The 24,787-nt window shown below is 61.5% G+C and carries 18 protein-coding genes and 2 pseudogenes; 3 read left to right on the top strand and 17 right to left on the bottom strand.

All coding sequences use genetic code 11. The annotated features are described in order from the left end of the window. The first annotated feature begins 149 nt into the window (after positions 1–149). Entirely contained in the window at positions 150–1,142 is a 993-nt protein-coding gene (locus GV035_RS01980) for a hypothetical protein (protein ID WP_236572390.1), read from the top strand. Between the two features lie 20 nt (positions 1,143–1,162). Here GV035_RS01980 and GV035_RS01975 read toward each other — a convergent pair whose 3' ends face one another. From GV035_RS01975 to GV035_RS01915, 13 genes are all read right to left on the bottom strand, one after another. Beyond that, on the bottom strand, positions 1,163–1,561 hold the full coding sequence (locus GV035_RS01975) for an RT0821/Lpp0805 family surface protein (protein WP_201303886.1): 399 nt from the start codon (positions 1,559–1,561) through the stop codon (positions 1,163–1,165). Between the two features lie 13 nt (positions 1,562–1,574). Continuing rightward, positions 1,575–2,087 (bottom strand): hypothetical protein, encoded by a 513-nt coding sequence (locus GV035_RS01970; protein ID WP_159832884.1) that lies wholly within the window; start codon positions 2,085–2,087, stop codon positions 1,575–1,577. Between the two features lie 51 nt (positions 2,088–2,138). Further along, positions 2,139–2,726 (bottom strand): hypothetical protein, encoded by a 588-nt coding sequence (locus GV035_RS01965; protein ID WP_159832883.1) that lies wholly within the window; start codon positions 2,724–2,726, stop codon positions 2,139–2,141. A gap of 43 nt (positions 2,727–2,769) precedes the next feature. Further along, complete coding sequence (locus GV035_RS01960) at positions 2,770–3,234, bottom strand: glycine zipper domain-containing protein (protein ID WP_236572528.1); 465 nt, start codon at positions 3,232–3,234, stop codon at positions 2,770–2,772. 62 nt (positions 3,235–3,296) lie between these two features. Next, a complete protein-coding gene (locus GV035_RS01955) occupies positions 3,297–4,229 on the bottom strand; it encodes a DUF2950 domain-containing protein (protein ID WP_236572389.1) in 933 nt (310 codons plus the stop codon). Positions 4,230–4,238: 9 nt separating this feature from the next. Next, positions 4,239–5,462, bottom strand: coding sequence for a DUF3300 domain-containing protein (locus tag GV035_RS01950; RefSeq protein WP_236572388.1), 1,224 nt, complete (start codon positions 5,460–5,462; stop codon positions 4,239–4,241). 601 nt (positions 5,463–6,063) lie between these two features. Next, the gene (locus tag GV035_RS01945) at positions 6,064–6,756 is read right to left on the bottom strand and encodes a hypothetical protein (protein ID WP_159832880.1); all 693 of its coding nucleotides are present in this window, start codon (positions 6,754–6,756) and stop codon (positions 6,064–6,066) included. A 5-nt stretch (positions 6,757–6,761) separates the two neighbouring features. Further along, positions 6,762–7,757 carry a 2-hydroxyacid dehydrogenase gene (locus GV035_RS01940; protein WP_159832879.1) on the bottom strand — a complete coding sequence of 332 codons (996 nt, stop codon included), beginning with the start codon at positions 7,755–7,757 and terminating at the stop codon, positions 6,762–6,764. A 55-nt stretch (positions 7,758–7,812) separates the two neighbouring features. Continuing rightward, on the bottom strand, positions 7,813–9,402 hold the full coding sequence (locus GV035_RS01935) for a TrkA C-terminal domain-containing protein (protein WP_159832878.1): 1,590 nt from the start codon (positions 9,400–9,402) through the stop codon (positions 7,813–7,815). 103 nt (positions 9,403–9,505) lie between these two features. Next, positions 9,506–11,557, bottom strand: a complete 2,052-nt coding sequence (locus GV035_RS01930) for a glycogen debranching protein (protein WP_236572387.1) — start codon at positions 11,555–11,557, stop codon at positions 9,506–9,508. 25 nt (positions 11,558–11,582) lie between these two features. After that, positions 11,583–14,081 carry a glycogen/starch/alpha-glucan phosphorylase gene (locus tag GV035_RS01925; protein WP_159832874.1) on the bottom strand — a complete coding sequence of 833 codons (2,499 nt, stop codon included), beginning with the start codon at positions 14,079–14,081 and terminating at the stop codon, positions 11,583–11,585. 370 nt (positions 14,082–14,451) lie between these two features. Beyond that, a complete protein-coding gene (locus GV035_RS01920) occupies positions 14,452–15,609 on the bottom strand; it encodes an MFS transporter (protein WP_159832872.1) in 1,158 nt (385 codons plus the stop codon). Between the two features lie 153 nt (positions 15,610–15,762). Then, positions 15,763–17,493 (bottom strand): ATP-binding protein, encoded by a 1,731-nt coding sequence (locus GV035_RS01915; protein WP_159832870.1) that lies wholly within the window; start codon positions 17,491–17,493, stop codon positions 15,763–15,765. Positions 17,494–17,760: 267 nt separating this feature from the next. On the opposite strand from GV035_RS01915, the pseudogene GV035_RS01910 reads away from it, so the two are divergent. Beyond that, a pseudogene (locus tag GV035_RS01910) lies at positions 17,761–18,398 on the top strand (LysE family translocator). Positions 18,399–18,645: 247 nt separating this feature from the next. Here the strand turns inward: GV035_RS01910 and GV035_RS01905 are convergent. After that, positions 18,646–19,974, bottom strand: a complete 1,329-nt coding sequence (locus GV035_RS01905) for an MFS transporter (protein ID WP_159832868.1) — start codon at positions 19,972–19,974, stop codon at positions 18,646–18,648. A gap of 114 nt (positions 19,975–20,088) precedes the next feature. Beyond that, the gene (locus GV035_RS01900) at positions 20,089–21,048 is read right to left on the bottom strand and encodes an MBL fold metallo-hydrolase (RefSeq protein ID WP_159832866.1); all 960 of its coding nucleotides are present in this window, start codon (positions 21,046–21,048) and stop codon (positions 20,089–20,091) included. A 171-nt stretch (positions 21,049–21,219) separates the two neighbouring features. On the opposite strand from GV035_RS01900, the pseudogene GV035_RS01895 reads away from it, so the two are divergent. Then, positions 21,220–22,843 (top strand): annotated as a pseudogene (locus tag GV035_RS01895) (IclR family transcriptional regulator). On the opposite strand, the gene maiA reads toward GV035_RS01895, so the two are convergent. Together maiA and fahA are read right to left on the bottom strand one after the other, a co-directional pair. Continuing rightward, entirely contained in the window at positions 22,840–23,499 is a 660-nt protein-coding gene (gene maiA / locus GV035_RS01890) for a maleylacetoacetate isomerase (protein ID WP_159832864.1), read from the bottom strand. The pseudogene GV035_RS01895 and the gene maiA overlap by 4 nt on opposite strands. Next, a complete protein-coding gene (gene fahA, locus GV035_RS01885) occupies positions 23,496–24,785 on the bottom strand; it encodes a fumarylacetoacetase (protein WP_159832862.1) in 1,290 nt (429 codons plus the stop codon). The genes maiA and fahA overlap by 4 nt, the downstream gene beginning before the upstream one ends. Positions 24,786–24,787: the final 2 nt, after the last annotated feature.

Raw genomic sequence — 24,787 nt, 5'->3', positions numbered from 1 at the left:
CGCGCATTAGGCTAAATTTCGCAGCGTACCTAGCCTGTAGCCACTAAAATCGAGCCACTTTGCAGGCCCTGCGAGCGCCGCGTGCGGCGCAGAAGATGCAGGCATAAGACCAATTAGCTGTGCATCTCATCATCAACAGACGTTAAAACATGCCGAACGCGATCTTAAAGCGGGGCCGATTGCACGCATTCATGGCTGCGTTGTTGTTGCTTGTTCTATTCCTGCCGACAGAACGGACACAGGCTCAAACCACGCAACCGCCGCCGCAGACCCGCACCATTGTCGGGGCTAACGTCAAACAGTACGCGGATGCGGTGCTCGCCATCATGTCGTACACCACGGTGCCGGACGTGACCACGAGTTCGCTGTCCATCAATAGCGGGGCGACCGGCAATCCGGGATTCGGTCAAACGCAGCTCGGCGGCGGCTTCACGCTCAGCAAGTCATTCCCGCTCTATCTCGAAGGCACGATCGCCTATAGCCGCTACGATCCGACCTTCGTCGCCACCGACGGCACTCAGGAGCGTCCCGTGCCGACGAAATGGAATACCGCCAGCACGACGGTGGGCATCGGCTGGGACTTCCCGATCACCGACGAACTGCGCTTGAGGCCGATCGTGAACGGCATGGTCGGTCGTGTGGCGAGCGACCTGCGTATCGCGCAAACGGTCTTCAATCATGTGGCCGGCACGAACCTTCAGTTCCTTCAGGACGGCGTGCTCAACGCTTATGGCGTCGGCGGATCGCTCATGCTCGATCTGGAGCATTATCGCGAGCACTATGAGGTCGATGTCGAACTCCGCGCAACCGATATCTATTTACGCAGCTTCGGATCGTCGTCCGATGCCGTGCAGGGCTCGGCGACCGCGCAGCAGTTCAGTCTGTGGGCACGCTGGCGCGCGCCAACCGGCATGGTCGCGCTCGACAGGCCGGTGCGCTATGTGCTCGAAACCGCGTATTCGCACTATTTCGGTGACAGTGCGGGCGCCCTCGGCTTCAACGACCTGACCTCGCTCGGCGTGGGCCTCGAACTCGACAGCAGCAGATATCCCATTGTCATCACACGCACGCGCGCCATGGTGCGCTACGTGTTCGGACACAACGTGCATGGCGTGTCGTTCGGTTTCGCCGTGAGTTTCTAGTCACGCGCGCAGCGCCGACGTCATCGCTTCTTGATTCGCCATTCGCCGCTTGCCGTCTTGCATGCGACCGGCGTCCAGCTCTGGGTCTGTCCTTTCGCGACGGCAACGAGCGTCACGTTGCGGCATGTTTCGCCGCCGCTTTGAAGCGTATCGCGCGGCGTGACCGTTCCTTCGATATGAACCGGATTGCCCGTGCCTTCATTGCTCCATGCCACCGATTCGCCGTCCTTCTGCGTCTCCAGCGCATGTTGCGCGGCCCGGTTGAGCGCCTGACGGTCTGCCGGTTTCATGTAGCTGATCGGCGTGTCGCGCAAGAAATTCAGGTTGTTGGCGGACGCACAGACGAATGACATCGAGAGCGCCGCAATGAGGCTGCATCGGACGAGCGTGTAAGCGAAACCGTGCGAGGTCGGACTCATGGTTCGGCATCCTTCATAACACATTCCGTTGGCTCGGATCGTACTTCGGGTCGGGTTGCTTCTGCGTTTGCCGCAAGACGCCCTGTTCATCGAAGTAGAAATTGAAGATCATGTGGTCGATATTGCTTTCCATGTACCGATAAGACCATACGTCGCGATTCATGCGCTTGAAATGCGCCGTCTCGAACGGGCGGCCGAAATTCATCAATACGTCATCGCGCGTCCATTTGCCGACTTCGGCCCGGTAGAACTCATTCTCCTGAAGCACTTGCCGGACACCGACGACCTTGCCCGATGCGTCGAGATCGACGGCCGTCGTCGTGCTGCCCATCGGCTGCGTGGGCCACATGAGCCGCTTGCCGCCGTCCGGCAAGTCATAGCTTTCTTTGGGCGCACCCAGGCGTGAGACGATCGCCTGTTGATCCATGCCCGGCTCGATCTGCTGGTGCGGCTGCGCGCAGCCCGCGAGCGCCAGCACGGCGACGCACGCGCCGCGCATCAACGCTACTGACATGCGTTCTTGCATGAGTGCCTCTCCACTATGCCGCGACTGCGATACCTCTTGTGTGGCTCGCTGCTATTTCTTTTTGGCGGGCTCGACGGATATCGCGAGCGCCTCGGTGTAGACCGCCTTCACCTGATCGCCCTTCTTGACGCGCTTCAATCGGTCCGGGTCTTCCACATGCAAGTCCATCGTGTCGCCCCGCGGACCGCGCAGCGTTACGGTTTTCGCATGCCGGTCGACGGCCACGACGTCGGCGATGATCGTCACTTCGCGGCCGATTTCGCCGCCCGGCTTCGCGCCCATCGGCGCGCGTTCGGCGGTGTGCGTCTCGGAGGCCGAGGCTTCCGTCTTCTTGCCGACGAGACTCAGCGTCAGCGATTCGCGATACTGCGTGGTCACGACATCGCCCACCGCAAGCTGATCGAAGTTGCGCGCCTCGTTCGTCACTTCCAGTTCCATCACCTTGCCGGCCGCCGTCTTGAGCGTCACGGTGCGCGTGGCCGGATCGATGCCGACAATCGTGGCAGTGATCTTCGACACGCCTTGCACGGTCGCGCTATTCGCGTCTCGTGTGATGCTCGCGTCGGTTTCGGGCTCCGCAGCCAAGGCGGGTCCGGACAGTGCAAGGCACGACATGACGACCAGGCTCACACGCTTCATTTCAATGCTCCTCTTCGAATAAAGGCCGCAATGCGGAGGATCGCTACTGAATCGAATAGCCGCGCCCTTGCATGCACGCGGCCCACGCCCGGTTGTAGGTGTCCATCGCGCCCTGGCTTTGAGCTTGCGCGTTGGCTTGCTGCGCGCGCCGGTTCTGGCGCGCTCTCACGCCGCCCGCCATGGTCCCGGCCGTCGCGCCGATGGCCGCGCCCTTGCCGGCATCGCCCGCGATCGCGCCGATGACCGCGCCCCCTGCCGCGCCTCGCGCGGCACCGCCGACGCGCTCACCGCCGCCCACTGCGGGACCGGACTGCGGCGGCGGCGCGGTGGACGCCGTCGCGGGATCGATGCCCGTGTTGCTCTTGGCCCAGCTGTAGCACGCACCGTCATCTTTCTGCTGCTGTTGCGCGCTTTGTCCTTTCGACGGATAAGCGATCGGCTTGCTTTGCGCAAGCGCATTCAAGCTCAGCGCGGCGATCACAAGCGCACCGCCCGCATGCCATCTCATTGCACTCATGGCGACTCCTTTGGTTGTCGGCGTTCACATGCGGCCGCTGATCGTTGGATCGTTCATGGCTCATTCACGCGCGTCCACGATGCGTCCGGGTCGAACTCCGTCAGCGGTTGCGCGGACGCACCGAGGTTCTTCTGATACACGACGCCATTGTTGTTCACGATGAACGTCATGACGCCGCTCGCGCCGTATTCGGCGGGGTACGCCACCATCGCGAAGCCGGCGAGCATGCGCCCGTTGATGAGGTAGCTGAATGCGCCGCCCGGCGCGTTCTTGCCCTGCCGCGTGAGAATGCGAAAGTGATAGCCGTGGTACGCATCCCCCGCGTTGCGATCCTTGAAATACGTCGAGCTTGCCGCGATCAGCGGACCGAAGGGACTCTCTTCCTCGCCCTGGCTTGCATCCGCCGGCCAGTACAGTCCGTCGTGCCGGCCCGGCGAACTGCCGAGCTTGCGCGCGTATTGCAGCACGCCGTCGCCCATGCGATCACGCGACGCATACTCGCGTTGCGCGTCGAGATAGGCGCGCAGCACCTTGATCGCCTCTCGCTCGTTCGCGCCGATGCGCCGGTCGAGTATTTCCTGCTCGCCCTCTTCCGTGGCGAAGCGCCACACGCCGTTTTCGCGCACGAGCGGAATCGGCATGGGCCACGCATCGTCGCCGATCACGAGAATGCGGCGGTCGGGCGAAGCTTCTTCGAGCCTGTGAAACGCCTCGAATTCCGCAAGCGCATCGGCGCGTAACTGGCGATTCTCGGCTTCATCGGATGTCACGATCAGTCGCTTGTGCGCGCTGCCGAAAATGCCGATGAGCGCGGCATCGTCGTTGGACTTGAGCGCCTGCACGAGTGCGTTCACGGCTTCATCGGGCGTCGCGAACGTCTGCTGATCGTTTGCGGCGCGCACGCTCAAAGGCGCGAGATACATCGCGATCGTCGCAAGCCCGATGACAAGACGCGTCAACAGGCCGTAGGCTCGATAACTGTTCATAGGCGTCTCCTAGCGACGACCGCCACGGCCGCCGCCTCCACCGAAGCTGCTGCGACCACCACCGCCCGAGAATCCGCCACCGCCGCCCTGAAAGCTGCGGCCACCGTGTCCGCCTGACATCGACTGCCGGCTCGCGGCCCCGCGTGCGCTATCGGCCCGCGCGCTCTGACCCGAGCCATAGCCGCTCAATGCATCGCCGCCGCGTGCCTGAAAATTCGATGATCCCTGCGCGCGCGGCGTATTCTGCATGGCCGTCTGCGTCTGCGTCTGCGCCCGCGCAGGAGCGCGCTGGGCGCCGCCGGATGCGGCGCGACTCGTTCCGCCTGCGCGCGAAGGCGCATCGCCCACGCGCTGCGTCGAAGAACGCCCACCGCTGCCGGAGACCTGTCCTGGTTTCTTCTCCGAACGCCATGCAGTTGACTGTGCCGATGCACCCGTTCCTGAGCGGTTAGCCGCGCGATTGCTCATGTTGTTCTTCACATCGGTGCGATTGACGTTCTGCTCGCGATTGACGTTGATCGTGTTATTGCCGCCGTTATAGTTGGTTTCGTAGTGCCCGCCATTCCACGCTGCCGTTATCGCTGCGCCCCAGATCATGCCCGTCGCGAACGCCGCGCCCGGCGCATACGGATAGTAATAGACGGGATAAGGCGCGGGCGCATAGCTATAGACCGGCGTCGGGCTGCTTACCACCACCGTGGACGGGTTGTATTGCGGCACGTAGATCACTTCGGGATTCGACGGCACGATCTTGATTACTTCCTTCTCGACCACCACGGTCTGCTTGTCATCGCTCTTGAGGTTGCCCACCGATTGCGTCTGCCGGCGAAAACGCTGCACTGCCTGCAAGACCGCGTTCTGATCCGTGACGACTGCTTCTCCGAGCGCGACCGTCCAGTCGAGATCCGTGCTCATCTTCTTCACGATTTCCGGATAGTTGAGCAGCGCCTTCACCGAGTCTTGCCAGCTTTCATCGACCGGGAGATTTTTATCGGCCTTTCTGCGTTCGAGAAAGCGGTCCGCCTGTATCACTTCGACCGGATACGTCGAGGCTGGGAGAATGATCGCCACGAGGTCGTCCGGATAGAGCGCAATGGGACCGACGAGCTTGTCCAGCTCCGCGGAACTCATTGCCGCGGGAGGCGGGGCGCTCGCCGCCGGAGCCTGAGCAAGCACGTGAGTGCCGCAGGCCAGTGCGGACGTGACGAGAAGCACGCTAATGAACTTAGGCATTATGTCCCTATCACGGAGGTGGCCGTCTCGCGCCTGTGCAGCGTATCCGCCCCGAGGTGGAGGCTGAACCAAGCGCATCCGGTCTATCGCCCATCATTCAATGCAGTGAGACGATCGCTTCATTCAATGCTTATTAGATGCTTAAGGATGCATGAGTACGTTCAACGAGCCGCGCCATGATCGGCGGTGAGAATGGCTGCCTTGCGTAGCTTCGCGGATTCGGCCTTTCTCTATTCGAGTACTTTCCTTGACGCTGCCATTCCATGTCGTACGCTCGATTAGCCGCCGCAATTCTTTCTTCTTCTCGTTACGAGTTCGTCGCCATGCTTGCCTTATACGGCAGATTGATCGGCCTGCGCTGCGTTCATGTACTCGTGCGCGGCGACCGCTAGCAACGCAAAGGCGGCCGATGACGTTCCATGACTTTCGAAAAGCGTCGTCACTCGTTGATTCTGCCGTTTGTAGCATCACCGGCCAAAGAGCGCGGCCATGAGCACAGGTTAGTTAATAAAAGATATGCGAACCTTACAGCGAATTCAAGAACGGAGGCGCATTCATCTCTCGACTTCAACCTTATGATGTGCGGACCCGTCGATTCAATTTACCCACCTAGCGCGATGATGGCCATCGTCAGAAGCACGCCTAACGTCACCATCGCGAGTCCCGCTCTCAAGCCGCCCCATCCTGCATGGGAACCCAATGCCACGCCGCATCCGAATAACATGACGAGCGTGAGCACGCGCGACACGAGCAAGGCCGTCGGCACATGCCGGATGATGACGAACGGAGCCGCGACCGGAAATGTGGAGAGGACGATGATGACGAATATTCCAAGCGCGCCGAGCCAATCGTCGCGCTCAAGAGCGGGGCGCGTGGGCAAAGCATCGTATAGCGCGATGCGCTTGCGAATCGATTCGAGATCAGCGTCGGAAAAGAAAGGCGCGAGAAATGCGGGCAGCCTTGCGCGCAATTCGCGTACGCCCGCTGCGGCGTCGAGCTGACGCTTGATGGCAAGGGCAAGTGTCTGCCGTCGCCCCCGATTCACGATGGTCCGCAGCAAATACATCACGGCGTCGGCGAGCCCCCACGCGAGGTTGCACCCGAGCGCCGTATATAACATCTTGCGGCCCGCATCTTCTCCGCTGGTTGCAGCCGACACGGTGCCGACGAACGTCAACGCCATGAACAAGCCAAAGCAGAGCTCGGATACACGGTCCACCGTGTCGAGCACGGGCGCTCGCGTGTCGACGCGCGGCTCGCCGGGCGCTGTATCGGCAGTCGTATTGGACGGCATGAAAGTCACCCGGCCTTGACTTCGTTCAACAGCGGTTCATTCTTCTCAAAGGCGGTGATGCTCGCAAGCGTGGTCTCGCAAATGGTCGTCAAGGCTTCGCGCGTCAAATAAGCCTGATGCCCGGTCACGATCACATTCGGAAAAGACACGAGCCGCTGAATGATGTCGTCCGAAATGATTTCACTAGAGAGATCACGAAAGAACAGATTCGCTTCTTGCTCGTAGACGTCGATCGCAAGCCCGCCGAGTTGCCCGCTCTTCAGTGCGGCGATGACAGCCTCCGTATCGATCAGCGCGCCGCGGCTCGTGTTGATGAGCAAGGCGCCCGGCTTCGCGCGCTTGAGCGTTTCGGCATTGATGATGTGATGCGTCGCAGGCGTCAACGGACAGTGCAGCGAGATGACGTCGGCCCTTTCGCCGATCTCGCCCGGCTCTGCATAGCGCAGTCCCAGCGCCTCGAACTCCGCCGAGGGAAACGGATCGTAGCCGATGACATTGCACCCGAAGCCGAGCATGATCTTCGCAAAGACGCAGCCGATTTTCCCCGTCCCCACTACCGCCACCGTCTTGCCGCAAAGATCGAAGCCGATAAGCCCGTCGAGGGAGAAGTTCGAATCGCGCGTGCGGTTGTAGGCGCGATGCACTTTGCGATTGATGGCAAGCAGCAGCGCGACCGCATGTTCGGCCACCGAATTGGGCGAATACGTGACGACGCGCACCACCTTGAGACCGAGGCGCGCCGCAGCTTCCAGGTCGACGTTGTTGAACCCTGTGCAGCGCAGCGCAAGCAGCTTCGTGCCGCCCTGTTTGAGCGCCTCCAGAACGGCGGCATCGGCTTTGTCGTTGACGAATATGCACACCGCGCCGAACCCCGTTGCCTCGCCGACCGTATCGCGATTCAACGAGACGTCGATGTATTTAAGCTTGTGATGCGCGCTCTCATTCGCTTGGTCCAGAAACTGGCGCTCATAAGGCGTCGAACTGAATATCGCCACGTCCATGGTTTCATTCTCCAATGGGTGAATCTATGTGCGGCGATGCCGGACGAACCGTGGGCTAGCCGCCTGCCAGCGATATCGCGATCTGCACGAACAGCACTTTGACGATGGTCATCGACGGAAAAATCATGGCGTACATCACGTCGGGTTGATCGGTCGGCGCAATGCGGTTGGCGAACGCGAGAATGGCGGGGTTGCCGGTCGCGCCGCACACGACGCCCGCCGACGTATCGAAGGGCAGCTTGAAAAGCCACAGGCAGCATACGGCCGTGACGCCCACGAGCACGAGCAGCGTGATCACGCCATAGAGCAAAAGCAGCGGCCCGGCTGTGCCGACCGTTGCCACGAATTTCGGTCCGCACGAAATGCCGACCTGCGCAAGGAAAATCGTGAGGCCGAGATTGCGCAAGACGAGATTAGCCGACAGCGGCATGACCCACACGAAAGGACCGTTACGCCGTGCCTTTCCGAGGCACAACGCAAGCAGCAGCAGCGCGGCGAGACCGAGGCTGAAGCTTCCCAGTCCAGGCACGCGCAGCGGAACCGCGCCCAGCAGCAGCCCCGCTGCCGCGCCGATTCCAAGGCAAATGAAGCTGAGGTCCGCTGTGCCTTTAATCGAATCACCGAAAAAGGCGCGAATGGTCGCGCGATGCGCGCGATTGACGAGCACGCCTACACGGTCGCCGGCTTCGAGAATGAGATCCGGCGTGGAGATGAGATCCGCGTCGCCGCGACGCACATGCGCAATCGAACAGTTCACGCCACCGGGAAAGCGAAGCTTGCCGAGCGGCATGCCGACCACCGACGAGTTCGATGCGAACACCCGCATATAGTCGATATCTTCACGATCGCTCGCGATTCGACCCGGCTGCGACTCGCCGCACAGCGTGGTCGCTTCGTCGAGCAGACGCCGGTCAGTGGCAGTGACAAGCAGCACATCGTCGGATCGCACGACGAAGTCGTCGGCGGGCAACTGATTGCGATGCTCTCGCCGCACAGCCGCGATCGACACGCCCAAAGGCAAGCGGCTCAAGAGTTCCGATAATCGCAGGCCAAAGAAACTCTCGTTCTTCAGCGCAATTTCCGCCGTCTCTAATACCTTGGCTGACGGCTTCGGAATGGAGACTTTCAGGAGCACGTTAAGCGCATAGAGAAAGAGAATAGGACCGGCCACGCCAAACGGATACGCAACGCTATAGGCCACGGCGGCATCGTTGCTTTTCATCGACGCAATGGCAACCTGCAAGCTCGCCGTGCTCGTCCCGCTTCCCGCGAACATGCCGAGCGCATCCGAAAGCTTGATGCCGAATCGGATAAAGAAGCATGAAACCAGGCCCGCCGCAATCACGCCGAGACACGCAGCCGCGTTTGCCTTGGCTCCTTCGCGGCTCGTGAGCCCTCTGAAAAACTGTGCGCCGTACTGAATGCCGATTCCGTACAAGAAGAGCAGCAAACCGAGTGTGCCGAGCAACGCGGGCGGCGCCGACTTCGGAGCGAACGCGCCGATTGCCAGTCCGACGAATAGCACGGCCCCGGAGCCCAAGGCCACGCCTTTGATCGTGATCTCGCCAATCAGATAGCCCAGCGCGATGGTCAGAAAGAGCGCGAAAAGCGACTGATTCTCGAGGAAGGTTCTGAACGCCTCCATGCGGCCTCCTGTGACTGAAACAGGACACGGCACTACACGAACATTAAAGGCGCTTTGAGCCAAGCAGTCCAGCGGTGTTTGAAGAACCGGGTTAAGCCGCGTCTCAGCACGATTCGAGGACGACTACACTGCGCGGTTCGATGCGGCATGTGTCGCGTTCAGTCCGCGCTGTTTCGGTATTCGAAACAATATCGAGCGGCGAAGCGGCCCACGTATCGACGATGCGGCGCCAACGTTCGTGGCCGAGAACAGGAACCGCGACGACACGCGCATCGTCATTCATGTTGAGGACGATGTGCAGCATCGCTTCGCCCGGCGACTGGCCCGCGAGCGTGAATGCGATCAGGCGCGCGCCAGGGTCATGCCACGGAGGTTCGCCGAGCCGCTCACCATGCCACGCGACGTCTGGATGCGAGCCGTCCTTCCCGGGCCGACCAGTGAAGAATCGGCGACGGCGCAGGCTCGCGTGACGTTTGCGAAGTGCGATAAATTCCCGGACGAAGCGTGACATGTCGCGCCCATCGCTCGTCATGCGCCAATCGATCCACGAAACCGCGTTGTCCTGGCAGAACGCGTTGTTGTTGCCGCGCTGAGTACGCAACATCTCGTCGCCCGCGAGAATCATGGGTACGCCTTGACTCAGAAGCAGGATGGCCATGACATTGCGCGCCTGCCTCAATCGCAAACGTATGATCGACGGATCTTGCGTCGCACCTTCTGCGCCGCAATTCCACGAAAGGTTGTCGTTGCTGCCGTCGCGATTGTCCTCGCCGTTTTCCTCATTGTGCTTCGTGTCATAGCTGAGGAGATCGTGCAATGTAAAGCCGTCGTGACAGGTCACGAAGTTGATGGTGTTCGCGGGGAGCCTGCCATCTGCTTCGTAGAGGTCCGCGCTTCCCGCCATGCACGTGCATAGTTGTCCAACGAGTCCCCTATCGCCGCGCACGAAGCGTCGAACCACGTCACGGTAGCGACCGTTCCACTCCGCCCACGCCATGCCAGGAAACGCGCCGACGTGATAAAGGCCCGCCGCATCCCATGCCTCGGCAATCAGAGGCACACGAGAGAGAACCTCCGACGATTCCATCGCCCAGGGCAACGGCGGCGTGGTCAGCCGCGCGCCGCCCTCGCCGCGCGTGAAGACGCTCGCGAGATCGAACCGGAAGCCATCGACGTCGAGGTCACGCACCCAGTACTCGAGGCAACGCAGGATGAACGCGGATACCAGCGGATGATTGCAGTTGATCGTGTTGCCGCAGCCCGTGTAGTCGCGATAACGCCCGCCATCGGCGGCATCGACGTGATAGAAGATTTCGTTCGCGAGTACCTTGAAGTTAATCACCGGCCCCGTTAAGCCGGCCTCCGCCGTGTGATTGAACACTACGTCGAGCAATACGCGAATGCCGGCCGCATGCATGGCGTCGACGAGCGCGCGGAATTCCTGAGGCGCCCGCGCCGGTTCCACGCAGTATCGAGAATGAGGACTATAGAAACTGTGCGTGCTGTAGCCCCAGTAGTTCGTGAGTCCTCTGGCGGCTACGGTCCGGGGAACGTCCTGCTCGTCGAAGGCCATCACGGGAAGCAGCTCGACGTGCGTGACACCAAGCTCCTTTAAATAGGGGATCTTTTCGATCAGACCAAGGAAGGTGCCGGGATGACGGACACCGCTCGACACATGCCGCGTAAAACCGCCTACGTGTAACTCGTAGATGATGGCGTCGTCGAGCGTGCGAATTTCGACGTCCTCGCGCGTCTGAAGTGGTTCCGCGACGATCGCCCTCATGGATGCGTGCGCAGGCCCTTGCGCCTCGCAAGCCAGTTGGCGGTTCCAGAACCGCTCGCTCACCGCGCGCGCGTTCGGATCGAGCAGTTCCTTCTGGCTAGCGGCTTCGTCGTCCATTTGCGGCACGCCGTGCGGACCGTAGGAACGCCACGTGTAACAACAGTGACCAGGAAGATCCTCGACGAAGACATGCCAGAAGTAGAACGTCCGATTCTCATCCGAGGCGAGTGAGATGATCTGAAACGGCTCGACGCTGTCCGCGGATGCGTAAAGAAGCAGGTCCACGCCCGTTGCATGCCGGCAGAACAGGCAGAAATTGACGCCATCCGGCGTGACGGTCGCGCCGACCGGAAACCGGGAACCCGGTTTCACGCGGTAGCGTTGTGCGCTTTCAACGTTAGCCTTGAGCAAGGTCGATTCTCACTGCCGGCGTGTTCCAGATGCGCTCACAGTATTCGTTGATCGCCCGATCCGACGAGAACTTGCCCGACTGCGCCGTGTTCATGATCGACATGCGAGTCCATCGCCGTACATCGCGCCATGCATCGCTCACGCGCTCCTGGCAAGCAACGTAATCCGCAAAGTCGGCGAGCACGAGGAATGGGTCAGACTGAGTCAAGTTATCGATCAGCGGCCTGAACACATTCGGGTCGCCGCCCGAGAAGCGCCCTTGCGCGATCTGGTCTAACGCATCACGTAACTCGTCGTTCGAATCGATGTAATCTGCCGGACGATAGCCTGCGCGCTTTGCCTCCTGCACCTCTTGAGCAGTGAGCCCGAAAAGGAAGAAGTTTTCCGCGCCCGCCTCTTCGCGAATTTCCACGTTGGCCCCATCCAGAGTGCCGATCGTCACCGAACCGTTCATCATGAACTTCATGTTGCCGGTTCCAGATGCTTCTTTTCCTGCCGTGGATATCTGCTCCGACAGGTCGGCCGCCGGATAAATCCAATGTCCGTTCTTTACGTTGAAATCCGGATAGAAAACCACCTTCAGGCGGCCTCTTATGTTGGCGTCATTGTTCACGACGTCTGCAATGCCAGTGATCAACCGGATAATGAGTTTGGCCATTGCATAGCCCGGCGCGGCCTTTCCACCAAAAATGAAGCAGCGCGGCGCGCATGCCAGATCCGGGTTGGCGCACAACCGGCGGTACAAGCTGATGATGTAGAGCGCATTCAGATGCTGACGCTTGTATTCATGTATTCGCTTCACCTGGATATCGAAGAGCGCGTCGGGATCGACAACGATGCCCGTCACGTTCCGGATGCGGTCAGCGAGCGCCGCTTTGTTCGCGCGCCGTATCGCACGGCATGAAGCATGTAGTTCGCTATCGTCGGCGAGCGCCGCGAGCGCATGAAGTCTTGAAGGATCTGTGGCCCATCCTTCGCCGATGGTCGCATCGAGAAGACGTGTGAGACCGGGATTGCTCAGCATCAGGAACCGGCGCGGTGTCACACCGTTCGTCACGTTAAGGAAACGTTCCGGAAACATTTCGGCGAAGTCGCGCATTACCGTCTGTTTAAGGAGATCCGAATGCAGTGCGGCGACGCCGTTGACCGCGTGACTGCCGACCGTGGCCAGATGCGCCATGCGTACTTTCTTCTCGCCTGTTTCGTCGATAAGCGACATGCGCGCAACGCGTGCGTCGTCGCCCGGAAAAGCGCGCCGCACATCGGACAGGAAACGGCTGTTAATCTCATAGATGATTTCGAGCGGGCGCGGCAGCAAGCTCTGAAAAAGCGGCAAGCCCCACGTTTCCAGCGCTTCAGGCAACAAGGTGTGGTTCGTATAGGCGAAAGTGCGCTGCGTGATATCCCATGCCGTATCCCAATCCAGCCCGTGCACGTCCAGCAGCAGACGCATCAGCTCGGCTACCGCGATCGACGGATGCGTATCGTTCAGTTGCGCGGCGAAGAGATCGGCGAATTGCTCGATCGACGTGCCTTTGAGTGTCATCAGCCGCAACATGTCCTGCAGCGAACAGGAAACGAAGAAATACTGCTGCGCCAGCCGCAGACGCTTCCCCGCTTCGGGTTCGTCGTTCGGATACAGCACCTTCGACAGGGTTTCGGACAAGACTTTTTCCTGCACCGCCTCGTAGTACTGGCCGGCGTTGAAGTCCTGAAAGTCGAATGACTCGACTGCTTCGCTCTTCCACAATCGCAGCAGATTGCAGGTGCCTACACGATAGCCTTGCACCGGGAAATCGCACGCGACGCCCTTTATTTGCCGCGCCGGCATCCAGTTCACGCGCAAGCGGCCCTGCTCGTCCGTTTGCTGTTTGGTGTGTCCGCCAAAGCCAACGTAGTGACAGACGTCTGGCCGCACGATCTCCCACGGATTGCCGTTCTGGAGCCACTTGTCGGTGACTTCGACCTGCCAGCCTTCGCGTATCTGCTGATCAAAGATGCCGAACTCGTAGCGGATGCCATAACCGAGTGCCGGTATTTCCAGCGTCGCAAGGGAATCCATGTAGCAGGCGGCAAGGCGTCCCAGTCCGCCATTGCCAAGCCCCGGCTCTTCTTCGGTCGACAGCAGGGCGTCGAGGTTCTGACCGAGCGCATCCATCGCTTCGCGGGCTTCGTCCTGCATGCCCAGACTAAGCAGGTTATTACCGAGTTGCGGACCGATCAGGAATTCCGCCGACAGATAGCAGGCGACTTTGACATCTTTTGCGGCATACATTCTTGTCGATGCGGCCCAGCGCGCCAGCATTCGGTCTCTGACGCTGAAGGCAAGCGCCATGTACCAATCCTGCGCGGTGGCGATGTCGGGATAGCGCGCTTGCCGACAGATCAGATTCCTGACGACGTCACGCTGCAGCGAATGGCCGGCAACGTCACTCGCTGTCGTTTGATTGCGGGAGGCTGCGTCTGCTACGGGAGCATCGTTCATGGTCGCTTCCTCGCGTTCGATACGCTGCAAGGATATGTTAGGAGCCGAATATTTCAAGCACCTAAGCGATGACCGCGTTTAGCGCACGATTCTCAATGCGCTTACAACATCGCCTTGCAGACGCCGTGGGCTTGGCGATGCAGCGGCGCTTCGAATTGATTTCTGACCTCGAGCGCAAGTGACCGACGTGCTGCTCGCCGTCGTGTCGTAGGTTCCGGTAGTCTGTCCGATGCTCCGACAACGGAGAAGCTTTTGCACGGAACTTGCGGAGGTCGAAGAATCACTGGAACACGGAGGCTATTGCGATCGCGTCATCGATAATAGACACGGCATCTTGTTCCAAAACGATGACCGCACTCAGTCGGCGAGGTTACTCACTCTCAACGCGCAACAGTAGCGCGAGCGATAACAGGACGATAACGACTGTGATCGCGGCGAATGTCATCGTCGCGTGGGCGATGCCTAGCCCTTGCACCGCAACACCAATGCCGATCACCGGCAGCGATATGGCGACGTAAAGCACCACGAAGAACGCCGATGTCACTTCGGCTTTGCGCTCGGCGGGGCTGCGGTTCGACAGCTCACCCAGTGCCGCCCGGAAACTGATGCCCTGCCCGATCCCGCACAGTATCGTTCCGACCACGAACGCGACGGACGATCGCTGCCACGCGCACAGCGCGAGTTGAATCAAACCGACGACAAGCGCCATGCCGCCAACCCGCTGCCGCCACTTTTTGGCGATGCGCTTTTCGACCGCTTGCCCGATCGCCGAGCAGAAGAAGATGAGAAACACCGCGAGCCCGATCAGCAAACCGCTGCGGTATCCGAGCACGTTGCGCATGAGTTGAGGCGAGACAGCAGTGAAGAATCCGACGACGACGAATCCCGCGAATCCCGACAAGGCCGCCGGTATGAACGCGGTACGAACCTCACGCGGCAGCGCGATTCGCTGCATCCGCAATTCCGGGTGCTCCGCCACGCGCACGGTCTCGGGCGCACGGCGCAGCAAAAGAAGAGCAAGCAGCAACAACGCGATATGCGCGACGTACGCGAGGCGCATCGGCCAAGGCGCGAACTCGACAAGCGCACCACTCAGCACAGGCCCTAAACCCAACCCAAGCATGTTCGATGACGTTGCAGCGAGCATCGCTTTTGCACGCGATTGCGTCGGACTCGATTCGATGACCGCAACGGTCGCCGTGCCGGTAAAGATGCCCGCCGAGATACCCGAGATTAGCCGGCCCAGCAAGAGCATGGCGAGGCCATTCGCGAAAAGAAACGTCAATGCAGAAATGGCGGAAGCCGTGAGACCGGCCGTCAGCATGCGCTTGCGACCGAGCTGATCCGACCAGTTGCCCATGACCAACAAAGCGCCGAGCACGCCGAGCGCATACGACGCGAAAATCACTGTGATCGTCGCCGGACTGAAGCCGAACGTTGTCTGATAGTCGTGATAGATCGCCGTGGGCAGCGTCGTGCCTGCCATGTTGATCGAGAACACCAGTGCGACTGCAAGATATGCCGGCATGCAAAGTCCATCTATTGATAAGGATGCCGATCCATTAGCAGACTTCGTGCGCGGGCTGCGTGGTTAGCTTGAAGTGTGCGCAATGGGCTGGAACGGGCAGTGCCGTCGACTCATGCGACTGCGGAAAAGAACAGAAGCGCGTCGTCCGGCATGTCACCCGGTCGGTTCCTGCGCTCTGACGTTCTGAATCGATCGCTGAAGCAGTCCAATGTCGATCGGTTTGACGAATACATCATCGAAGCCGCTCTCGATGGCGCGCTCGCTCACTTCGGAGCCACTGTATCCGCTTAGTGCGATCAAATGCGGTCGCTTTTCGCCGAGAAGGTCTCTGGCCCGCCGCGCGACTTCGAAGCCATCGATGCCAGGCAAGCCGATATCAACGATGGCCACCTTGGGCGTCCGCGCCACCATCGAATCCACGCCGCTCATGCCGTCGGGCGCCGTCGCGACTTCGTATCCGAGCGAATGGAGCATCGCCGCAGTCGCCGCTCGCACGTCGTCATTGTCCTCCACCAGCAGAATGGAGATGCCCTGGTCCGCGGCAAGCGGGAAGTGATCGGTCACCGGCGCGGGCCGCTCGGCAGCCGCAATCGGGAGAGGAAGCTCGACGATAAACTGACTGCCTTTGCCCTCGCCCTCAGACCGCGCCACGAGCGTGCCGCCGTGCAGCTCCACCAATCTGCGCGCAAGATTTAGACCGATACCCAGACCGCCCTCTGCGCGGTCGAGCGTCGTATTCACTTGAGCGAACAAATCGAAGATCGACTCCAGATAACGCGGCGGAATTCCGCGTCCATTGTCTTCGATCGTGAAAACGGCCCTACGTTCCGCGCCGACTGTACTCGCGAATAAACGCATTCGAATGTTTCCACCGCGGTCCGTGAACTTGACGGCGTTCGAAAGCAGGTTGGCGACCACCTGCTGCAAGCGCGTGGCGTCTCCGTTCATCGCGTATTCGCCGGGCGCAAGGTCGATGACGAGAGAATGCGCTTTGCTTTCGAACTCTCTCCTTACCGAGTACGCGGCCGTTTCGATGACCATGCGCAAATCGATCAGTTCCCGATGAAGCCGAATGGCCCCGCGTGAAACACGCGATGCATCGAGCAGATCATCGACGAGCCGGGTCAGCGTGGCGATCTGCCGATTGATCAGCGAGCCCATTTCTTCGTGCATGTCTTTCGCGGCATCGCTCAGGTCGATGAGTTGGAACGCCGATGCCAGTCCCGCGAGCGGATTGCGAAGCTCGTGCCCGAGCATCGCCAAGAACTCATCCTTCCTGATGCTCTCGTCCTTGAGCCGGGCAGCAAGCGCGAATGCCTCTTCGCTCAGCCTGCGTAGTTCCTGATTGGAATTCGATAGCTGTCGGCTCCGCCGAATCAACTCGGACTCGGTTTCCACGTACCTCATCCCGCGCTTCTCTTCTTCATGTTGCGCGGGCGTGCGCTGATGGACTTCCGCCACGAAGTCGGTGACGTTCTCGACACGATGAATGATGAACGCGACCGAGCCGTCCACGTTCAGCAGGGGAATGTTGATCGGACTCCAGTAGCGCACGATGAACCTGCCCGCATCGCTCGAGCGATCGGGAACGTCATAGCGTTGCAACGCCATCGCGTCGGTGCGGCGCAACCGGATTACGCGATCAAGCGATTCGCCGAGAATTTTCGTCGCCTGCGTCTTCTGATCGGCAGGATTGTCCGGAAAGGCATCGAAAACCGGGCGGCCGATCAGATCGGGGCGGTCGCTGAGCGTTTCGCGCAGGAAGGCATCGTTTGCATCGAGAATCGTGTATCCGTCGCCGGGAGACAGAAGCAGACACGGACTGGGAAGCAGCCTGAAAACGATCCGGTACGCGTCTGCCGGCAAGTCGCGATCGGTGTTCATGTGTGAGCGTCCTCCGGGGCCATCGTGAATGCGTGGCGCGCACGCCTATTCGGCGTCTGCTAGCAGTGTCCGTGCCTCGGCGTATTGTTGCTAACGCCATATTGATGCGATGCTGCGCTAGAGCCACGCAGCCGAGCTGCCACTACGCCCGTCGGTAGTAACTCTCAGATATTGAAGTGAGCTGGATAAGACGACGAGAAGCGTCCCTGTTCGCAGCGTAGTTTCGACATGATAATTGCGCATGGCGATTCATACCCTCAAACCACGATGACAGCACACGCCTTTCTGAACGCTAACGTCCTGCTCGCCTGGTCGGCTTACTTCGTCGGTACCGCGAGCCCCGGCCCGAGTAATCTGGCGATCATGTCCATCGCGAGCAATCAGGAAGGCGCGCAGCGTTGGCATTCGCGGCGGGCGTGATGTCCGGCTCGTTCTTCTGGGCGATGCTCGCTTCGCTCGGCCTGTCTGCCGCACTAACGGCATATTCGAGCTTTCTCATCGCAGTGAAAATCTGCGGTGGTGTCTATCTTCTGTGGCTCGCGTTCAAATCGGCCCGCTCGGCATGGCGTCCGCCGGTACGCGCATCATCAGTAAATGGGTCGGAGCCGGGCATGCGAAGGCTCTATGCGCGCGGCGCTCTTCTGCATTTGACCAATCCGAAGGCCATCCTCGTATGGATGTCCGTCGCCGCGCTCGGCTCGTCCACCGGTCAAGGACAAATGCATATGTTGACCGTCGTTGCGGGCTGCCTGTGCATCGGCCTGAGCGTGTTCGGCGGCTACGCGGCGCTCTTCTCAATGGCATCGGCCCGCCGCATTTATGCGCGAATCCAGCGTTATTTCGATGCGTGTCTCGCGCTCGTGTTCAGCGCAGCGGGCATCCGGTTACTGACATCGCGCGTTTGAAGGTGTACAGGCGCGTGGATGCTGCATGCGTCATGCAGCATGCAAACGCCTTATCGCTGGCAAAGAGCCGCTCCGGCAACAAAGCCGCTTCCGCGGCGTTGATAAGCATAAGCAGCATGTAGCGTTCGCTGCTCTCCTGCCCCCCGGTCGCGAAGTTGCGCGGATCGAAGCCGCGATGAAAGTGCGCCGATGCAGCGCGCGCCTTCGACGAACTTCCAGCTCTGCGGCAAGCGCCCCTGCCAGCGTATCAGCGCGCCCTCGAATCGCTGCCGCGCACGCCCGCGAGCAATGCGATGCCGCTCATCGCGAGCAATCCCGCCAGCAGATACACCGCGAGATCCATGCTGCCGGTGCTCGTGCGAATCATGCCGATGACCCACGGACTCACGATGCCGCTCGTGATGCCGATGCTGCTGATCAGCGCGATGCCCGCCGCCGCCGCATTGCCCGAGAGATAGCTCGGTGGCACAGCCCAGAAAATCGGCAGCGCGGCGAAGATGAGCACGGCGGCAGTGGAGAGAATCGCGAGCATCGCGGGGAAGCTGTGTAGATGCAGCGTCAGTGCCGCAAGCGCAATGCCGCCTCCGATGGTGCAGAACGCAAAGTGCTTGCGCCGCTCGCCCGTTCGATCGGACCGGCGCGCGATGAGCACGAGACCGACGGCACCGATCGCATTCGGTATCACCGTGAAGAGACTCACCTGCACGACGTCCTTGATGCCGAAGTCGCGAATCATCAGCGGCATCCAGAAGTTGAGCGTGAGCGACGCGCACGTCAGCGAGAAGTAGATGAACGCAAAGAGATACACGCGCGGATCCGTGAGCGCAGCGACGAAGCTGCGAGCATGATGGCTCTGCTTGTCGGTGCGATCTTGCGCGCAAAGTGCAATCAGGCGCGACTTTTCTTCATCGGAGAGCCACCGCGCATGTTCGGGCTTGTCCACCAGATAGAACAGCGCGACGAACGCGAGCAACACGGCGGGCGCGCCTTCGATCGCGAACATCCATTGCCAGCCGAACAGCCCGTGGACGCCGCCCATGTCGCGCATGATCCAGCCGGAGAAGAGTCCGCCCAGCACGCCTGCGACGGCCACGCCAGCGAAGAACACCGACATCACCGCCGCGCGGCGATTCGCCGGGAACCAGTACGTCAGATAGAGCACGATGCCGGGGAAGAAGCCGGCTTCGAACACGCCCAGCATGAAGCGCAGCACATAGAAATGCGCGGGCTTACTGACGAACATCATGCCGACCGATGCAAGTCCCCACAAGAGCATGATCCGCGTGAACGTGCGGCGCGCGCCGAACTTCGCAAGCAGCATGTTGCTCGGCACTTCACAGAGCACATAGCCGATATAGAACACAGCCGCGCCGAGTCCGTACATGGCGTCGGAGAAGCCCAGGTCGTGCTTCATCTGCAACTGCGCGAAGCCGATGTTGATGCGGTCCAGAAAGGACACGACATAACAGAGGAACAGGAACGGAATGATGCGCCACGCGACTTTCGCGATGATGCAATCATCGTCCGTTAAATTCGTTGCGAGTCCTGATGATTCGATTTCGACGGAGTTCTGCATTGTCTCGCTCCACGGCGGCCGCTTTTGTCAATGAACGAAGCGGGTTGCCCGGACGTCTTGCGCGTCCTTGCAGCAAAAGAGGAAGAGGGCCGAATGCGGCCCTCGCGTAATCGATCAGTCCTGCAGCGCGGTCCACATTTCCTTGTCGCGCTCTGCCGTCCAGACGCGCGGATGCTTGATGCCGCTCGCTTCGTCATAGGCGCGCGACACATCGAACGGCAGGCAGTGCTCATAGATGAACACCTGGCCGAACTTCGGGTCCATCGACTTGCGCGCGAGCGCCATCGCGCCCTTCAGGTCGAGCTTTTGCGCGACGGCATCGCGACCCGCCTGGAGCAGCGTCGTCACGAAGTCCTTCGTATAGTCGATGCCCTTGTCCACTTCAACCGGATTGAGCAGCGCGGGACCGCGTCCCGGCACGAGCTTGTGCGGCTCGAGCTTGCGCAGCGCCTCGAGCGTCGCGGGCCATTCTTCGAGTTGCGCATCGCCGCAATAGCAGGCCGCGTCGTACTCCACCAGATCGCCCGAGAACAGCACTTTCTGCGACGGCAGCCACACGACCGTATCGCCCTTGGTGTGACCCGAGCCCAGATGCGCGATCTTCACTTCGAGCTTGCCGAGCCACAGCGTGATTTCCTTCTCGAACACGAGCGTCGGCCACGTCAGGCCCGGCACCGTTTCGACGCCCGCGAAAAGACGCGGGAAACGCTCGATTTCCGACTTCATGTCCTGCTCGCCGCGCTCGACGATCATTTCGTACGTGCCGCGGCTCGCGATGACCTGCTGCGCGCCTTCCCCGAAATACGCCGATGCGCCCAGCACGCGCACCGCGTGATAGTGCGACAGCACGACGTATTTGATGGGCTTGTCGGTGACGCTGCGGATCTTCGCGATGAGATCCTGCGCCATCGCGGGCGTCGCGGTCGTATCGACGATCAATACGCCGTCGTCGCCGATGATGACGCCCGAATTCGGATCGCCCTCGGCCGTGTAGGCCCATGCGTTTTCGGAAAGTTGCGTGAAGGTGACCTTCTTTTCTTCCAGGTCGGCCTGCGATGCGAATGCCTTTGCCATGTCTGTCTCCGTTCGTTCGGCGGGGGATGATGCATGGTCGCGTCGCGGCTGATATTTGTCAATAGCAAATCACCTTGCTATAGTTGAACTACGGGAAAACCCCGGTTATAGGATGTGGTGGCCGGATGCGCTAGCATCGGACGATTGGACCGCCGCAGGAGCGAAGCACCCTTGAAAGAAGTCACAGACAAGCCGCAACGAGGCATACAGAGCGTGGAAGTCGCCGGGCGCATTCTCGATGCGCTGGCGAAACGCCGGGAGCCGGTCGCGCTGAGCGAACTGGCGAGCGCCGCCGCGCTGTCGACGGCGCAGGCGCACACGTATCTCGTCAGCCTGACGCGGCTCGGCCTCGTCAAGCGCGATGCGCTCACCGGCTACTACGAGCCCGGCCCGCTCTCGCTGCGTCTCGGGCTCATGTTCGTCGAGCAGCAGGAGGCGTATCGCGTGGCCGCGTCGTATGCGGCGGGACTCGCCGAGCGCATCGGCCATAGCGTCGCGGTATGCGTGGCGGGCGCGCAAGGGCCGACCATCGTCCGATACGAACGCGGCGGCTATCCGCTGCACGTGAACCTCCACGTCGGCACCGTGATGTCGCTGCAAACCACGTCCACCGGGCGCGTCTTCAGCGCGTTTCTCGATCCCAGCCAACTGGCGGCGATGATGGAAGGTCAAGGCATCGACCGGCCGCGCATCGGCATCGACGCGAACGATACAGCCGCGCCCGACCACGCCGTCTGGCAGGCGAACATTGACGACACGCGAAAGCGCGGCATGGCGCGCAGCGTCGATATGCCGAGTCCCGGCATCAGCAGCCTGAGCGTGCCCGTGCGCGACGCGGACGGCCGCCTGCAACTCGCGCTGACGGTCATCGGGCCCTCCGGCGCGATGGACGTGACCTGGACCGGCGACACTGCACGCGAACTGCGCGACGCCGCGCAGCGCATCTCCGACGCGCTCACTCAATCATCGTCCGCTCATGCCCTCTGATCTCACCGCGAATCCGAACGACGCAGCCTCATCCGAAGCGAAGGCGCAGCGCGGCATCAATGCGCTCGACAGCACGGGCGAACTGCTGAATGCGCTCGCCTCGGCCAGCCAGCCGATGAACCTGCGCGATCTTGCCGCCGCGGCCGGCATGCCGCCCGCGAAGGCGTTTCCGCACCTTGTCAGCCTGCAGAAAATCGGGCTGCTTTCACGCGATGACGACGGCTGTTTCACCGCTGGCGCGCTCGGCTTCGAACTCGGGCTGATCGCGCTGCAACGCCTTTCGCCGACACGCGATGCCGAGCCTGAAATCGTCTCCCTCGCCGCGACCACGCAGCTGAGCGTCGCGGCGGCCACGCTCGGACCGCTCGGGCCGACGATCATCCGTCTGGAAGAATCGGCGCGGCCGCAGCACATCAGCCTGCGCGTCGGCACCGTGATGTCGCTCGTCAATACTGCGATCGGGCGCGTGTTCGCCGCGCATATCCCGGAAGACGTGCTGGAAGGATTGCTCGCGCAGGAATCGATCAGGCTTGCCGGCGTCGCCGCGAAGTTGCCACTGGACCCCGATTATCGCGAGCGGCTGAACCGTATCCGCGAGCGCGGCATCGACGATGCGTTCGACACGCCCGTTCCCGGCGTCGGCACGTTCGCCGCGCCGATCTTCGACCACACGCGCAGCATCCGGCTGGTGATCGCGGTGATCGGCTCGTCGCGCGGCATGGAGCGCGACGACGACGGCCCGGTCGCGCGTGCGCTCGTCGCCGCGACGCAGCGCCTGTCGTGGCGCTTCGGCGCGAGCGGAGTTTAAACGCTGGCGTCCGGCTGCCGCGCAGGGTCGGCAGCGGCGAACGCTTCGTGCTGCATCGCGTGATCGGCGATGCGCCGGATCGTCGGATAGGCGTCGAGCGGAATCGAGAAGCGGCGCGCGTTCCACACTTGCGGCACGAGGCAGATGTCCGCGAGCGTGGGCGTATCGCCGAAAACGTAGCGTCCGGTGCGCGCGTCCGACGCCAGCTTCGCTTCCAGCGACGCGAAACCGAGGTCGATCCAGTGCCGGTACCACGCGTCCTTCTGCGCCTCCGACGCGCCAATTTCGCCGCGCAAATACTTCAGCACGCGCAGATTGGCGATCGGATGAATGTCGCATGCAATCTGCAACGCCACCGAACGCACAAACGCGCGATCCAGCGCCGAGGCAGGCAGCAGCGCGGGCGTCGGAAAACACTCGTCGATATATTCGATGATCGCAAGCGACTGCGTCAGCACGCTGCCGTCATCGCAGGTGAGCGACGGCACGAGACCGTCCGGGTTGATTGCGCGATACGACGCCTGAAGCTGCTCGCCGCCATCGCGCACGAGATGCACCGGCGCCTGATCGTAGGAAATGCTCTTGAGATTCAGCGCAATCCGCACACGAAACGACGCCGAACTGCGAAAGTAGCCGTGCAGCATGAACGCGCTCATGCGGTGTCTCTCGCCGGAAGGATCGTTCCCCCGCACGCGCCGAAGCCGACGCGATAACCATCGCCCTGGCACCATCCGCGCAACGTCAGTTCGTCGCCGTCCTGAATGAAGGTACGCGTCTGGCCCGACGCAAGCTGCAACGGACGCTGCCCGTTCCACGTCGATTCCAGCAGCGAGCCGCAGGAATCCGGCGTCGGTCCGCTAATCGTGCCCGAGCCCATCAGATCGCCGACGCGCACGTTGCATCCGCCGCTCGTGTGATGCGCGAGTTGCTGCGCCATCGTCCAGTACATGTGGCGGAAGTTGGTGCGCGAAATGGTCTGCGCAAGCTCGTCGCCCGCCGCGCGCAGATCGACTTCCAGCGCGATGTCGAACGCGTGTTCGCCCGCGTGACGCAGATATTCCAACGGCTGCGGCGCCTGCTCGGGCTGCTGGACGCGGAACGGCTCGAGCGCATCGAGCGTGACGATCCACGGCGAGATCGTCGTGGCGAAGCCCTTCGCATTGAACGGCCCGAGCGGCACGTATTCCCACTGCTGAATGTCGCGCGCGCTCCAGTCGTTGAGCATCACCATGCCGAAGATATGCGCTTCGGCGTCCTCGCACGCAATCGCATCGCCAAGCTCACTCGGAGCGCCGATGATGAAACCCATCTCCAGTTCGATATCCAGCTTGCGGCACGCGCCGAAGATCGGGCGTTCCGCATCGGGCAGCTTGATCTGCCCGTTCGGCCGGCGCACCGGCGTGCCGCTCACGATCACCGACGACGCCCGCCCGTTATAGCCGATGGGAATTTCCAGCCAGTTCGGCAGGAGCGCGTTCTTCGGATCGCGGAACATGGAACCGACGTTGGTCGCGTGCTCGCGCGACGAATAGAAGTCGGTATAGCCGGGAATGTCGACCGGCAGATGCAAGCGCGCATCCTTCCGAGCGACGAACGCCTGTTCGCGCAGCGCCGCGTTGTCGCGCAACTCGGCGTTTTCGGCATTGAGTAGCGATGACAGACGCACGCGCAACGCACGCCATTGCGCCCTGCCCGTCGCGATGAACGCGTTGAGCGACGCTTGCGCGAAGAGCGCCGCGTCCTGTTCGATCAGCCCTTCACGCGCGAGCACGCTCAGGTCGAGCACCGCATCGCCTATCGCGACGCCCACGCGCGGCGCCGTGTTCGACGCATCGCTGAACACGCCGAACGGCAGGTTTTGAATCGGGAAATCGCTGTCGGCCGCGTTCGCCGACTCGACCCAGCTTTTGAGCTTCGGGTCGTTGGTCTGGTGCCAATCCATGA

The organism is Burkholderia sp. 8Y, assembly GCF_902506145.1.
Taxonomy (GTDB): Bacteria; Pseudomonadota; Gammaproteobacteria; order Burkholderiales; family Burkholderiaceae; genus Caballeronia.
This window is presented reverse-complemented; position numbering and strand designations above follow the sequence as displayed.